Source organism: Pseudomonas sp. FP1742, assembly GCF_030687145.1.
Classification (GTDB): Bacteria; Pseudomonadota; Gammaproteobacteria; order Pseudomonadales; family Pseudomonadaceae; genus Aquipseudomonas; species Aquipseudomonas frederiksbergensis_D.
In genome coordinates, this window is sequence record NZ_CP117460.1 from 6,577,234 (window position 1) to 6,592,909 (window position 15,676).

Below are 15,676 nucleotides of genomic sequence, written 5' to 3' on the forward strand. Positions count from 1 at the left end.
GCTCAAGATCCGGTCGTGCCTTGCGCCGCACCGCCCTCAAGCTTGCGCCACAGCAACCGCACATTCGCCTTGCGCACCAGTGCGCAGCGATACAGGCGAATCTCCAGCGGCACATGCCATTGCGGGCCGCCGCAGATCACCAGTTCGCCCCGGGCAAGTTCGGCACGCACGCTCAATTGCGGCACCCAGGCGATGCCGAGACCTTCCAGAGCCATGCTTTTCAGGCTATCGGCCATGGCGGTTTCGTAGATCGTGGTGAAGCGCAAGGCGCGCTGACGCAGCAAGCCGTTCACCGAACGCCCGAGAAACGCTCCGGCGCTGTAGGCCAGCAAAGGCACGCTGGACTCGCCTTCCAGGTCGAACAATGGTTTGCCATCAGCGTCCGCGGCGCACACCGGGAGCATTTCGGTGTCGCCCAAATGCAGTGACGGGAAAATTTCCGGGTCCATTTGCATCGCGGAGTCCGGATCATAGAACGCCAGCATCAGGTCACAGCCGCCTTCACGCAGTGCATGCACCGCGTCACCCACGTTGGTGGCCACCAGTCGGGTGGCGATGTTCAGCCCTTCGTTGCGCAATTGTGCGATCCAGCGCGGAAAGAAACCCAGCGCCAGGGAGTGGGCGGCGGCGACTTGTATCACCTCGCCCTGCCCGCCTTCCAGATGATGAAGATGACGCAACACTTCACCCAATTGTTCGACCACGGTTCGCGCGGTGACAAGAAACAGCTGCCCTGCCGCCGTCAGCTCGACCGGGGTGCGGGAGCGGTTGACCAGGGTCAGCCCCAGCGCGGCTTCGAGGCTGCGGATCCGTCGGCTGAAGGCAGGCTGGGTCACGAAGCGTCTTTCGGCCGCCTGGGAGAAGCTGCGGGTGGCAGCCAGAGCACTAAAGTCCTCCAGCCATTTGCTTTCCAGATTCATCACGCCCTCCCGGACATGCACCAATTTAGGTCACACGTTCGCCGCGTACGCGGCGTCACACGGGCATTATGCCGAATGTGCATAGGCTAGTGTTTAACAGCATTGGCCCAAAAATCTTCACAAGCCTAGCATTTGCGCTGTTCCGGCACAGACCGGGTCCATATCGAGATGATTTCTATCATGTCTTCCGCTGCATCTTTCCGCACAGAAAAAGACCTGCTTGGCGTACTCGAAGTACCTGCTCAAGCGTATTACGGCATCCAGACCCTGCGAGCGGTGAACAACTTCCGTCTCTCAGGCGTTCCGATTTCGCATTACCCGAAACTGGTTGTTGGTCTGGCGATGGTCAAACAGGCCGCCGCTGACGCCAACCGCGAGCTGGGTCACCTGAGCGAAGCCAAGCACGCAGCCATCAGCGAAGCCTGTGCCCGATTGATCCGCGGCGATTTCCACGAAGAGTTCGTGGTGGACATGATTCAAGGCGGCGCTGGCACTTCAACCAACATGAATGCCAACGAAGTCATCGCCAACATCGCGCTGGAGGCCATGGGCCACAGCAAGGGCGAATACCAGTACCTGCACCCGAACAACGACGTGAACATGGCGCAGTCGACCAACGACGCCTACCCGACGGCCATCCGTCTGGGTCTGCTGTTGGGCCACGACGCACTGCTGGCCAGCCTCGACAGCCTGATCCAGTCGTTCGCCGCCAAAGGTGAAGAATTCAGCCACGTTCTGAAGATGGGTCGTACCCAGCTGCAAGACGCCGTGCCAATGACCCTGGGCCAGGAATTCCGCGCCTTCGCCACCACCCTGAGCGAAGACCTCGCGCGCCTGAAAACCCTGGCGCCTGAACTGCTGACCGAAGTGAACCTGGGCGGCACCGCGATCGGTACCGGCATCAACGCCGACCCGCGTTACCAGGCCCTGGCCGTTCAGCGTCTGGCCCTGATCAGCGGTCAACCGCTGGTTCCAGCCGCCGACCTGATCGAAGCCACTTCCGACATGGGCGCCTTCGTGCTGTTCTCCGGCATGCTCAAGCGCACCGCGGTCAAGCTGTCGAAGATCTGCAACGACCTGCGTCTGCTGTCCAGCGGCCCACGCACCGGCATCAACGAAATCAACCTGCCGGCACGTCAGCCAGGCAGCTCGATCATGCCAGGCAAGGTCAACCCGGTTATCCCTGAAGCCGTGAACCAGGTGGCGTTCCAGATCATCGGCAACGACCTGGCCCTGACCATCGCGGCCGAAGGCGGCCAGCTGCAGCTGAACGTGATGGAGCCGCTGATCGCCTTCAAGATCTTCGACTCGATCCGCCTGCTGCAACGTGCCATGGACATGCTGCGCGAGCACTGCATCGTCGGCATCACCGCCAACGAAGAGCGTTGCCGTGAACTGGTCGAACACTCGATTGGCCTGGTCACCGCGCTGAACCCGTACATCGGCTATGAAAACGCCACCCGCATTGCCCGTGTTGCCCTCGAAAGCGGCCGCGGCGTGCTGGAACTGGTGCGCGAGGAACGCTTGCTCGACGAAGAAATGCTCGCCGACATCCTGCGCCCGGAAAACATGATTGCTCCGCGTCTGGTGCCTCTGAAGGCTTGACCAAACGCTGGCTCTACTCACCAGGAGCCCCGCTCACCAGGTCGAGGGACTAGACACCTCTCACCTTTTGAGGGCTTGGAGATCGCTCTCCAAGCCCTTTTTTTTAACGTTATGAGAGGTAAAAAAAGACTTCTGTGGAAGTGGCCTGATTCTCTCCCACACGAGCCTGTCCCCCAAAAAGGTCAGGTGTTTTAAAGCTTCGTTTCGTCGCTTGCACCACAACCGTGCAGACGGATGGCACGCTCCTATGTATAGTGCCGGCCCTCTTCGCGTGAGCGGTCGTCGGTAACGAGGCCCAAACCCATGCGAAAACCCGAACTAATAACAACCCGCGATATGGAACCGGAACGAGCTTCGATCCACCTGTTGCACCCCGCGAAGGCGGGTGTGACGCGATGTGTCGGACCATCCAGTATTCGCACACACAAAAAATAGCGAGGAATAATCCATGCTCGAAGTCATCAACGACTTCCTCTCAGGGAAAGTACTGATCGCGCTCATTGTCGGGCTCGGTAGCTACTTCACGATCCGCTCGCGTTTCGTCCAATTGCGCCACTTCTTCCACATGTTCGCGGTGTTCCGCGACAGTCTGCGCAGCAGCGCCGGCCAACTCAGCTCGTTCCAGGCCCTGATGCTCAGCCTCGCGGGCCGCGTTGGTGCGGGCAACATCGCTGGTGTCGGTATCGCCGTGACCCTCGGTGGCCCCGGCGCGGTGTTCTGGATGTGGGTGACTGCGCTGGTCGGCATGTCCAGCAGCTTCTTCGAGTGCTCCCTCGGCCAGCTCTACAAGCGCTGCGACTCCGAAGGCCAGTTCCGTGGCGGCCCGTCCTACTACATCCAGCACGGCTTGCAGAAACGCTGGCTGGGCATGGTCATGGCCGTGCTGCTGCTGGTGACCTTCGGCTTCGCCTTCAACGGCCTGCAATCCCACGCCGTGACCCACTCGCTGAACAACGCCTTCGGCCTCGACACCACGTACACCGGGCTGGCCCTGGCGGTATTGCTGGGTCTGGTGTTCATCGGTGGTATCAAGCGGATCGCCAAGGTCGCTGACCTGCTGGTACCGGTGAAAACCCTGGTGTACATCGGCGTGACCATCTACGTGATCGTGCTGCAGTTCGACCATGTTCCGGGCATGTTGATGACCATCGTCAAAAGCGCCTTCGGTCTGGACCAGGCGTTCGGCGGCCTGATCGGCAGCGCTATCGTCATGGGCGTCAAGCGTGGCGTGTTCGCCAACGAAGCGGGCCTGGGCAGTGCGCCGAATGTGGCCGCCGTGGCCTCGGTAGAGCATCCGGTTGCGCAAGGTGTGGTTCAGGCGTTCAGCGTGTTCCTCGACACTTTCGTGATCTGCACCTGCACCGCGCTGCTGATCCTGCTGTCGGGCTTCTACACCCCGGGCTTCGAAGGCGACGGCATTGCCCTGACCCAGAACTCCCTGGCCGCAGTGGTCGGTGACTGGGGCCGGATGTTCATTTCCGTGGCCCTGGCGTTGTTCGTGTTCACCTCGATCCTCTACAACTACTACCTGGGCGAGAACAGCCTGCGCTTCCTGGTCGGTGAAAACCGCAAGGCGCTGATGGGCTACCGCGCACTGGTACTGGCGTTGATCTTCTGGGGTGCCATCGAGAACCTGAGCACGGTGTTCGCGTTCGCCGACATCACCATGACCCTGCTGGCGTTCGTCAACCTGATCGCGCTGTTCCTGCTGTTCAAGGTCGGCATGCGCATCCTGCGTGACTACGATGACCAGCGTGCCGCCGGCATCAAGACCCCGGTGTTCGATTCGAGCAAGTTCCCGGATCTGGACCTGGACCTGAAAGCCTGGCCGGCCAACCCGCCAGCCGCCGCACCTCAGGCACAGCCTCAGCCGGAAGGCGTGACCGCAGCGCAACGCTGATCGGTAAAAAACCGGGCGCATCCCCTGCGCCCGGCGTGACACAGCGTTCGGTCAGCGTCATGCTCGGCCCTACGCTGTGGCAGCTTGATGAGGCTGCCGTTCAGGGTTCAAGCCTGCAAGACCGCATCGCGGCCATTCGCGAGCAAGCCCGCTCCCACAGTTTTCGGAGAACCCACATGAATTCCTCGACTTTTCCTGCCGCCCAGCACGTCATGGTGCTCTACACCGGTGGCACCATCGGCATGCAAGCCAGTGCCCACGGCCTGGCCCCGGCGTCCGGCTTTGAAGCACGGATGCGCGACTACCTGCACAGCCAGCCCGAGCTGGTGGTGCCGCAGTGGCGTTTTCGCGAGATGTCGCCGCTGATCGACAGCGCCAACATGACGCCTGCGTACTGGCAGCAATTGCGTGAAGCGGTGGTCGACGCGGTCGATGTCCAGGGTTGCGACAGCGTGTTGATCCTGCATGGCACCGATACCCTGGCTTACAGCGCCGCGGCGATGAGCTTTCAGCTGCTCGGCCTGAACGCCCGCGTATGTTTCACCGGCTCCATGCTGCCGGCCGGCGTGACCGACAGCGATGCCTGGGAAAACCTTGGCGATGCGTTGGTTGCCCTTGGCCAAGGCCTCGCGCCGGGTGTTCATCTGTACTTCCACGGTGAACTGCTCGACCCGACCCGTTGCGCCAAGGTTCGCAGTTTCGGCCGTCATCCGTTCAAGCGGCTGGTGCGCCAGAGTGGTGGCGTGAAAGCTTCCTCGATACCTGCACAACTGAACTACAACCAGCCAAAGCAACTGGCGAAGGTCGCGGTCCTGCCGTTGTTCCCCGGCATCGACGCCGAGCAACTGGATGGCTTGCTCAACAGTGGTATCCAGGGTCTGGTGCTGGAATGTTATGGAAGCGGCACCGGGCCAAGCGACAATCCCGGGTTTATCGCCAGCCTGGAACGGGCGCGAGACAACGGCGTGGTGGTGGTCGCGGTCACGCAATGCCACGAAGGTGGCGTGAAGCTCGACGTGTATGAGGCGGGTAGTCGCTTGCGTGACGCCGGTCTGTTGTCCGGTGGCGGCATGACCCGCGAGGCGGCATTCGGCAAGTTGCATGCCCTGCTGGGTGCGGGCCTTGAAACCGCTGAAGTCCGGCGGCTGGTCGAACTCGACCTGTGCGGCGAACTCATCTGACACAACACATTGCCCTGTGGGAGCGGTCTGTGGCGAGGGGGCTTGCCCCCGTTGGGCTGCGAAGCTGCCCCAAAATCTCTGATGTACCAAAGATCTTGTGAGTGCTACGCACTCAAACGGGGGCAAGCCCCCTCGCCACAGCCCGCTCTCACAAGATCGTTGTTGGGCACATAACTTGCTCCCGTTCCAGCATCTCGACGCTGGAAGACTCCATGCTCCACTCCCACCTCACCACCCTCAACGCCGTCTCCCTGGTGCTCAACACCTTCAAGGCCGAAGGCTTGTCCAGCGAGGCGTTATTGGCCGGCAGCGGCATCAGCGCGGCGGATCTGAACCGGGCGGACACGCGTATCACCACCAACCAGGAGATGCAGGTCTGCATCAACGCCGTCGCGCTCAAGCGTGATATCGGCCTGGAACTGGGCCGACGGATGCACGTTTCTTCCTACGGCATGCTCGGGTACGCCTTACTCACCAGCGCCACTTTAGGTGACGCCTTGCGGTTGGCGCTGCGCTATCCGGCGTTATTGGGAACACTGTTCGAGTTGAGCCTGGAGGAAGATCACGAACGCATCTGGCTCACCGCTGGCGACTATCGGGAAAACCCCGCGCTGGCACCGTTCAATGTCGAGTTTTGCCTAGTCTCGATGAAAGTCACCTGCGAAGACCTGCTCGGCCACCCTCTACCTTTGCTTGGCGCTCGCTTCGATTACCCGGCACCGGACTATCAGGCGCGCTACAGCGAGCGTTTCGACTGCCCGTTACAGTTCGATGCAGCATCCAACGGATTTGCCTTCGACAAGCGCTGGCTCGAACACCCCCTGCCGCTGGCCGACGCCATCACCCACCAGGCCATGGCCGAACGCTGCCGCAAGCAAAACACCGAGTTCACCGGGCGTCAGGCCTGGCTCGGGCGCATCCGCCAATTGCTCGCCGCGCAACTGAGCGCGGCGCCTGGCCTGGACGGGTTGGCCGAACAGTTGAACTGCTCGGCGCGAACCCTGCGCCGACATCTGAAGGACCTGGGATGCAGCTATCAGGAGCTGCTCGATGAACTGCGATTCGAACAGGCCAAACGCATGCTCTGCGAGGATCAACTGCCGATCTATCAGATCGCCGAAGCATTGGGATTCAGCGAGACAGCAAGCTTCCGGCATGCGTTTGTGCGCTGGAGTGGCGTGGCGCCCAGCCAGTTCCGCCCTTGAGTCCTGCCGCGGTCTTCAGGCCGTCTTCGCGAGCAAGCCCGCTCCCACACTTGACCTTCAGCGAACACAGTATCGATACCCGACGAAAATCCACTGTGGGAGCGGGCTTGCTCGCGAAGGCATCCTCAAGAACGCCAAAAGCGTCGCGGGCAAGCCTCGCTTCTACAGGGGTCGGATGCATTATTAGAGGGCGCTGGCGTGCCATTAAGGGGCGAATTTCGGTCAAATGTTTTGGCCACATAGATCCCCTTTTGGCCTTTCCTGCCGTTCTCCCAAACGTCGCCTGCCGCAAGACTGTGTTCAAACCGAATCAGCCTGCGGAGAACAACAATGCTGACGATCTACTCGGACGACCACCACCTGCACCACGGCCGTTGTGAATTGATGGACGGGCAACTGATGCCCTGCTTCGAAATGCCCTCGCGCGCCGATCACGTATTGCAACGGGTCAAGGACCAGAACCTCGGCCCGGTTGAAGTGCCGAAAGACTTTGGCCTTGATCCGATCGCGCGCATCCACAGCCGCGACTACCTCGACTTCTTCAAAGGCGCCTGGGCGCGCTGGACTGCATTCAATACCGACGGCGACTTGCTGCCCTACACCTGGCCGGCCCGCACCCTGCGCCGAATCATGCCCACCAGCCTGCACGGTCAACTCGGCTATTACAGCTTCGACGGCGGCGCCCCGATTACCGCCGGCACCTGGCAAGCGGCGTACAGCGCAGCACAAGTTGCCCTCACGGCCCAAGCGGCGATCCAGCGCGGCGCCCGCAGCGCCTTCGCCCTGTGCCGTCCACCGGGACACCATGCCGCCAGCGATTTGATGGGCGGTTACTGCTACCTCAACAATGCGGCCATCGCCGCCCAGGCCTTCCTCGATCAGGGCCACAAAAAGGTCGCGATCCTCGATGTCGATTACCACCACGGCAACGGCACTCAATCGATTTTCTACGAACGCAGCGATGTGCTGTTCACCTCGATCCACGGTCATCCAGAAGCCGAGTTTCCGTTCTTCCTCGGCTACGAAGACGAACACGGTGAAGGCGCAGGCGAAGGCTTCAACTTCAACTACCCGTTGCCCGCCGGCAGCGCTTGGGACCGTTGGAGCGCCGCGCTGGAACAAGCCTGCAAAGAGATCGAAACGTACGGCGCCGACATCGTTGTCGTATCCCTGGGCGTCGATACGTTCAAGGACGATCCCATCTCCCAATTCAAACTCGACAGCCCGGATTACCTGGCGATGGGCGCGCGCATCGCGGGCCTCGGCAAGCCGACGCTGTTCGTGATGGAAGGCGGTTACGCGGTAGCTGAAATCGGCATCAATGCCGTGAATGTTCTCGAAGGTTTTGAAAGCGCCCAATGAGGAATCAGACAATGAATCGACTCAAGCGTCTTATCGCTCCAGCTCTATGCGCCACGCTGCTCAGTGGCGCCGTTCACGCAGAAGAACGTACGTTGCGGGTGTACAACTGGTTCGACTACATCACTCCCAAAGCGCTGGACGATTTCAAGGCGCAGAACATCCAGACCAAACTGGTGTACGACATTTTCGACACCAACGAAGCGCTGGAAGCCAAGCTGCTGACCGGCAACTCCGGCTACGACGTCGTGGTGCCGTCCAACGTATTCCTCGCCAAGCAGATCGAAGCCGGCGTATTCCAACCGCTGGACCGCAGCAAACTGCCGAACTGGAACCACCTCGATCCCAAGCTGATGAAGCTCATCGAAGCCAACGACCCAGGCAACAAATTTGCCGTGCCCTACATGTACGGCACCATCCTGATCGGCTTCAACCCGGCCAAGGTCAAAGCCGCGCTGGGCGACAACGCACCCGTGGATAGCTGGGACCTGATCTTCAAGGAAGAGAACATCAGCAAGCTCAAGCAGTGCGGCGTGGCCCTGCTCGACTCACCCTCGGAGATCCTGCCGCTGGCCTTGCAACACCTGGGCCTGGACCCCAACAGCAAAAAGCCTGCGGACTATGCCAAGGCTGAAGCGCTGCTGATGAAGATCCGCCCGTACATCACCTACTTCCACTCGTCCAAGTACATGGCCGACATCGCCAACGGTGACATCTGCGTCGCGGTCGGTTACTCCGGCAGCTTCTCCCAGGCCGCCAACCGCGCCAAGGAGGCCAAGAACGGCGTGATCGTCGACATGCGCCTGCCCAAAGAAGGCGCGCCGATCTGGTTCGATATGCTCGCGATTCCCAAAGGCGCGAAAAACCCGGAAGACGCCTACACCTTCATCAACTACCTGCTGCAACCCCAGGTCATCGCACCGGTCAGCGATTTCGTCGGCTACCCGAACCCGAACAAGGACGCCACGGAAATGGTCGACCCGGCCATCCGTAACAACCCGAACCTGTACCCGACCGAAACGGCGATGGGCACGCTCTACACCCTGCAACCGCTGCCCCGCGATGCCGAACGTGCCCGGACCCGGGCCTGGACCAAGATCAAGTCCGGGACCTGAAACCCGGCTGAACAGCGAAGACCCGCACTCGCGGGTCTTTTTTTACACGCGATATTTATATACCACCAGGCATGTCGGCCGAGCCAATACCGTTCCCTGAATCAGCATTGCGCGATCAATTGCGCCCCAGTCAGGAGACGACGACCATGCCCGAAACCGCTTCCCCGAGTGCAGAAGATGTACTGACCCAACTGGTCACCGGCCCCTCGATCGGAGAGGTCGCGGCGACTGCTTTAGCGCCCGCGCTCAACGAGTTGTATCCGTCGTTGAAGATCGATCCGACGCTCGCCACGGTCGTCACCCCGACGTGGGTTATCACTGACGACAGTGTCGTGCCGGGTGAAAACCTGTATGAGTCCCTTACCGATGTGCTGGTGCGACTCGGGCTGTCGGGATCAGCTGTGACGTTCATCGATGGTGAACACTTTTTGACCTTGCAACCCGGTGTCGAGCCACTGGCTCACCTGCCGGTGAAAATCGATGCGATAGGACGCCTGATCAATACGCTCGCTCCACAGCTGTTCATCGCCTATCAGCAACAACAACTGGATTACTGGAACCAGGAAACAAAACCCTCGACCCCACGCTGGCATCAGCTTTCGCAGTCATTGCAGGACCTCTGGAACACCGCGCCTCCCACAGACTGGGACGCGGACCAGAAAGCGATGGCCCGCACCCTGTTCAATCACCCGGATCGGGCGACCCGACGGCCTCAGGACCGATACCTGAGCAAGGCCTGCCTGATTGACATCGATCACGTGGAAAACGGTGTGAACAAACATCTGCGGGTTCTGGACACCGCCGTTCTCGTGGGTACGTCGGGCATTCGCAGCCTTGTGCTGACGCACTCTATTGCAGAGGGGTTCAAGCGCTACGAATCTCTTGAGGCATTGGGTGAAACGCTGTCCAGTTCGACGCAGAGCCTGCAGTGGCGTCTGTATGAACCCGAAGGGAATTTTTTCCATCACCAGGCGTGCGCACTGATCGCGCTTGAAGCCGAGGCCATTGGGACATTACAGACATTTCAGACCGCGTCCTCCGTGGGGCTTTCAACACAAATCAGTGCCGCCGCAAAAAGCTTCACCGACTTTGAAACCTTGCCCTCGTCGCGCTTCAACAAGGTTCGGGGTTTATTGTCAGGCTGGCTGAAGACTGCTTCACCTGCGGATCTTACGCGTTGCAGCCGGCACTTGATGGATCTGGCGCTGCTGCGGGAACAGGACGCCGGAAAGTCCTTCGACGAGGGCATCGCAGCGCTGCCTGAGTTTGCCCTGCAAGCCCTGCGCGAACAAATGATCAAAGATCATCCCGCGGCAGCGGATCTGGCACTGAAGGACATTGAAATCAGCGTCACCAGCGCCGTTGTGCTGGGCACCATCGTGGTGCCCGGCAAGATGCAGACAGTCACGCTGTCGCTGACTGAACTGGCGTTACAAAACCTGATTGCCGTTCCGTTGGGCAACAAGACCGTGCAATACAAGAATGGCGATGCCGTGCCGTCCTGGATGACCGCGGCCTATCTGGAAAAGCTCGTTACGCAGGTAAACATCGGTGCGGTGTACCCGGCGTTGATCAAGGGCAAACTGCTTGACGATCCGCGGGAGAGCTTGCGACGACAAGACCTCTACACCCGGCACTTGCGCATTCAGCTACCGTTGCAGGCGCTGCAGCACAAAATGCGTGGCGAAGCAGGCATCAACGAACGTGGCTATCAATACGTGGTAGCGGCCATGCAGGAAAACGCGGCCGATCGCGTTGTCAATGGACAGCCCATCGTCATTCGTCCGCTGGCTTTCGTGACCGGCGATCGCACGGACACTACCGCCGACGTCGTCACCAACATGTTCGTGATCGGCCCCCGGAACCCCGATCAGGGACCGTGCCTGCTGTACCGTCCACTGCTCACCCCCTCGCTGACACAATATCCGAACGAAACCAATCTGCTATACGCAATCAAGCATGACAAAGCCTTGCGCCAATCGGTTCTGGCCTGGCTGCCTGACGATGTGCGCTTCAACTATTCCCAGTATGTGTTTTCAGGTGACCTGCCGTCGGTCTGGACACTGACCCAATTGCTGGTCGATCCCACATCGGTACTGGCCAGGATGGGTACAGTGACACTCGGCACCACCGCACTGGATGACGATCCGTTGGCAACGCTGTTCAAAACCAACGCCAACGCGCTGATCAGCCTGGCGGATCGTCAATCAGTGTCCAATGCGCAAGCTCGCTGGGCAACGTTCAAGCAGGGCGCCTGGATGCTGTTCAACATCGCGCTGCCCTTCCTCGGACGCAATATCGGCATCGCTGCCTGGATCTGGCAGATCATGGACGATTTGCAGGAGGTGACCGATGCCGTAGAAAACGATGACGGTGATCGTGGCTGGACCGCCCTGACCGATCTGCTGTTGACGCTCGGCATGGTGCTCGCCCATCAGGCAGCATCTCGTCATAAACCGGCGACCCGGCCGCTGGGTCAGCCTGAAATCCCCCTCCAGACACCTGCGATCCGGCCAGCCCCAAAGCCGACGGTGACACGCCTGCCCGACCTCACCCGGTTACCGCCTACCCACGAAGCATCCCTGCATGCCGTCGCGGCACTCCCGGCCTCCTCCCTGGGTACTTTTCTCGATGAGCTGGCCATCACCGAACCCAAGGGCATGACCGCCGGCGCCCCGGAGCCCGGACCTCACCAATACCTCGGTTCACTCAATGGAAAGTGGTATGCGCAGGTCGGTCAGCGATGGTTCGAAACCACGCTCAACGACAACGGCGACGTGCAGATCATTGACTCTCGCCAGTCTCCCGCACGCACCGGTCCGCTGCTGATCAAGAATGCCAAAGGCGAATGGTTCATTGATACGCGGTTGAGACTGAGGGGTGGCGGCAAGAAATTACAACAGAGAGAGCAACGAACATCAGAACGTCAGATAGAACTGAAAACCCAGATGAACGCGTTTGAAATAGAGAAAAAAAGCTGGGAGACGCAATTGAAGGAGGTGCAGACAAAAGCGCAGGCTTCGACAGCCACCGACACGCAGCGCCGCTTGTACCTTGAAATGCTCGAGATGCAAATGGCCTCGGTCAGCACCAACATCGAGCAGATGAAAGAGTTTCAATTTCGCGGGAAGATCGAAAATTACCGCGCAGCGATGATAAGCCGTCTGGGTTTTCAGCTTGAGCGGCTGGAAAAGTGGTTCGCCCAGCAGGGTCCGGTCTACGAGAACCAGAGACGCCTCACCCTCGCCATTATCGACGGCGAGAGCACGGAAAACGCACAGGCTGCTCGTCAGACCTTCCAGGACACCAGCGATCTGATTGAGGCCTACATCAACAAAATCGAATTCGCGCAATCGCGTTTCGAGCAACTGAACGTTCTCGGTAAAGGTGGCGCCGAAACGATACGTGACTTCAAAAAAGTCATACCTGCGCTGAAGCTACAGGATCTGAAACTGTTCCAGATCACGCTGACGCAAGAGTTGTGCGTCAACGAGGCCGGTACCACCGCTACCCAGGAGGTACGAGAGGCACTCGAAGACCTGGTCGAAGACGCCACCCTCTCCATCCAGTCTTCGCTTGATCTGGTCACTGAGGATGACATCCTGCGTTTGCCCGAGCGGATCGACGGCCTGAGTGATCTACTCGAGCAACTCACCACCATCAACCAGCGCATCATCGATCTGCCGGGCGAGTTCCCGGGTCAGCTGCTGCAACCACCGCTCGACCTGATGCGCCAACGTATAGAAGTGTTCCAGCAACAAACCGAGACGCATTTGGCGAGCCTGCTGCGAGAGCGCCAGAGCCTTGAGCCGCAACCCGGGCCTTCCCGGCCACCAAACGCTCCTGCCAAGCGCATCGTCAAGACCCGCTTTCGGGGCACGGTGGTCGGCCAGATGCGCAGCGATCCGGGGATGAAGGGATCTGCATTGCTTGATGTGACATCAACGCAGACCGGCAAAATCACGACCTTTCATGAAAAGTCCCCGGGCGTCTGGGTTGAAAGGGTGAACCCAAAAGCGGTTTCACCCACCGCAAACACCCCCACGCTGGCCAACAGCATTCTCCTGGGGCAAACATTGCTGGACGGTGTGGATGCGTTCATTCGGCGCACAGAGGCCCACTCAAAAGGGCTACGAAGAATTCCCGTGGAAATCGAGGAAATGTTCCATCAGCAGGCCCATCGCCTGAATGAAGCAGCGAGCGTTATCGACGAAGCCCTGACGTCCAGCAATTCGACCGATGGCGGCCCGGGATCCGCCGTTACGGTGGCCAAACAACTCAACGACGAGGCCACCAGGCTTTACAGCAAAGGGCATCAGGTTCGAGTCAGCATGACCAAGCTGCAGCCTCCAACTGCGGGCCGCGTCCAGTGGTTGCATGAGGAAGGCGAAGTAAGCATGGTCAAAATGCCGGGCCGACGTTTGCTCAAGAGCCGCAAAAAAGATTACCTCGATGAATATGAGATTCGTGACGCCACCGACCAAAGTGTCTTGTGGTACGCACATTTCCACTACGGCGACTCCGCGGCGCCTGTGCAAAACTTCACGGCGGCGCACCTGAAAACCGCTCAACAAAGGCGCTTGGGCGGCGCGCACCGAGCGCGTGGTACGAATGACGATCTGCAGGCGATTTCGATCTACCGCAGCGAGATCAGTCCTCAACTGGCTAAAGCGCTGTTCTTCGCAAAGAAGACGTCGACAGCGCCTGAATCGTGAGTTGTGGCCCCGGATGAACTCGAGACCCGCCTTGGCGCGGGTCTTTTTTTCCCCGCAAGAGGCTCAGCGACGCCAGACCTTTTCCAGGCGCCCGAGCGCTGCGCTGATCGCCGTCTCGGGTACCGCCGCGAAACCCAGGACCAGCCCGGCACGCTGGTCCACCGGTTGTTGCGAATCCGGCAGCCAGTAGCTGCTCAGCGCATTGATCTCGACATTGACGCTGGCAGCCTGTTCCACTAGCTCGCGCTCACGGGCCTGCGAGTCGACCGGCACCGTCAGATGCAGCCCCGCCACGACGCTCGGCAGGCTACCGATACCGGGGATGTTCTGAGGCCAACCGGCCAGCAACGTATTACGTCTGCTGAGGGCCGCACGCCGCATGCGCCGGATGTGGCGCTGAAAGTGCCCGGCCGCCATGAACTCGGCCATGACCGCCTGGGTGCTCACTTCGGAATGTCGAACATCAACCGCACGGCGCTGCGAGAAGGCCTGAACCAAACCGGGCGGCAGCACCAGATAACCCAGCCTTAGCGCCGGGAAGGCGACTTTGCCAAACGTCCCGACGTACAAAACCCGGCCCTGCCGGTCGAGTGCGGCCAAGGGTGCCAGCGGCGCGCCGCTGTAGCGGTATTCGCCATCGTAGTCATCCTCGACGATCCAGCCTTGGGTGCGTTCGGCCCAGGCCAGCAACTCAAGGCGTCGCGCCAGGCTCATCACCACCCCGGTCGGGTACTGATGCGACGGCGTGACATAGGCCAGCCGACAGTCGCTGAGCCCGGCCAGCTCCGTGCAGTCGATGCCCTCACTGTCCACCGCCACGCCATGCAATCGCGCACCGGCCACGGCGAAGGCATGACCTGCCGCCCGATACCCCGGATTTTCAATCGCCACGCCATCGCCCGGCTCCACCAGCAGCTGTGCACAAAGGCTAATCCCCTGCTGCGCGCCGCTGGTGATCACTATTTGCTCAGCCGAGCACTGCATCCCCCTTGAACTGCGCAGGTACGCGGCGATCATGCCGCGTAAACGCTCGTCGCCCGCCGGATCGCCATAACACAGCTGCTGCAAATCCGGCTTTCGCCAGAAAGCCGCGTTCAGCTTGGCCCACACGTCGAAAGGAAACAGATCGAATGCCGGAACGCCAACCCGAAAGGCCTTGGGTGGACCAGCCGGCGGCGTCGGCAAATGGTTCTTCTCCACGCGCCCCAACGCACCGTTGTGGATAACTTTACTGGATGAAACCACAGGTAAATCGAGCCAATTTGTGGATAAGGTTGTGGGTAACCCTGTTGACAACCCTGTGGATACTTTTGTGGATAATTTTTTTGCCAGTAGTGTGGGTTGGGGCAATTGCGCAACGTAAGTCCCGTCCCCCACTCGCCCTTCGATAAACCCCTCGGCGTACAGCTGATCGTAGGCACGCACCACGCTATTGCGGGAAATCGCCAGCGCTGCCGCTAGATCCCGACTGGCCGGCAATCGCGTACCGCTGGCCAGTCGTCCATCGAGCACCCGCAGGCGCAATGCCTGATAGAGCTGGCGACTCAAGCCCTGACGGCGATCGAGTTCAATACCGGCGGGGTTGAATGACAGGGAAAGCGACGCTTCGCTCATGGCAATGGACCTATGAAATTGGTCGTTAATGGCTCTTACAACAGACCAATAGCCTGCCTAGG

9 protein-coding genes are annotated in these 15,676 nt (G+C 60.2%); 7 read left to right on the forward strand and 2 right to left on the reverse strand.

Annotated elements, in window-relative coordinates:
- Positions 1-2: 2 nt before the first annotated feature.
- Complete coding sequence (locus PSH64_RS29935) at positions 3-920, reverse strand: LysR substrate-binding domain-containing protein (protein ID WP_105342432.1); 918 nt, start codon at positions 918-920, stop codon at positions 3-5.
- A 180-nt stretch (positions 921-1,100) separates the two neighbouring features.
- Between PSH64_RS29935 and aspA the strand changes: the two genes are divergently transcribed.
- From aspA to PSH64_RS29970, 7 genes are all read left to right on the forward strand, one after another.
- Entirely contained in the window at positions 1,101-2,525 is a 1,425-nt protein-coding gene (gene aspA / locus PSH64_RS29940) for an aspartate ammonia-lyase (protein ID WP_105342433.1), read from the forward strand.
- A 448-nt stretch (positions 2,526-2,973) separates the two neighbouring features.
- The gene (locus PSH64_RS29945) at positions 2,974-4,425 is read left to right on the forward strand and encodes a sodium:alanine symporter family protein (RefSeq protein ID WP_105342435.1); all 1,452 of its coding nucleotides are present in this window, start codon (positions 2,974-2,976) and stop codon (positions 4,423-4,425) included.
- A 176-nt stretch (positions 4,426-4,601) separates the two neighbouring features.
- Positions 4,602-5,606 carry an asparaginase gene (locus PSH64_RS29950; RefSeq protein ID WP_105342436.1) on the forward strand — a complete coding sequence of 335 codons (1,005 nt, stop codon included), beginning with the start codon at positions 4,602-4,604 and terminating at the stop codon, positions 5,604-5,606.
- A 212-nt stretch (positions 5,607-5,818) separates the two neighbouring features.
- A complete protein-coding gene (locus tag PSH64_RS29955) occupies positions 5,819-6,811 on the forward strand; it encodes an AraC family transcriptional regulator (RefSeq protein WP_305479420.1) in 993 nt (330 codons plus the stop codon).
- A gap of 330 nt (positions 6,812-7,141) precedes the next feature.
- Entirely contained in the window at positions 7,142-8,173 is a 1,032-nt protein-coding gene (locus PSH64_RS29960) for a histone deacetylase family protein (protein ID WP_305479421.1), read from the forward strand.
- An 11-nt stretch (positions 8,174-8,184) separates the two neighbouring features.
- Positions 8,185-9,285, forward strand: a complete 1,101-nt coding sequence (locus tag PSH64_RS29965) for a polyamine ABC transporter substrate-binding protein (RefSeq protein ID WP_105342443.1) — start codon at positions 8,185-8,187, stop codon at positions 9,283-9,285.
- A 146-nt stretch (positions 9,286-9,431) separates the two neighbouring features.
- On the forward strand, positions 9,432-14,000 hold the full coding sequence (locus tag PSH64_RS29970) for a dermonecrotic toxin domain-containing protein (RefSeq protein ID WP_305481220.1): 4,569 nt from the start codon (positions 9,432-9,434) through the stop codon (positions 13,998-14,000).
- Between the two features lie 63 nt (positions 14,001-14,063).
- Here the strand turns inward: PSH64_RS29970 and PSH64_RS29975 are convergent, their stop codons facing one another.
- Positions 14,064-15,614 (reverse strand): PLP-dependent aminotransferase family protein, encoded by a 1,551-nt coding sequence (locus PSH64_RS29975; RefSeq protein ID WP_305479422.1) that lies wholly within the window; start codon positions 15,612-15,614, stop codon positions 14,064-14,066.
- Positions 15,615-15,676 lie beyond the last annotated feature (62 nt).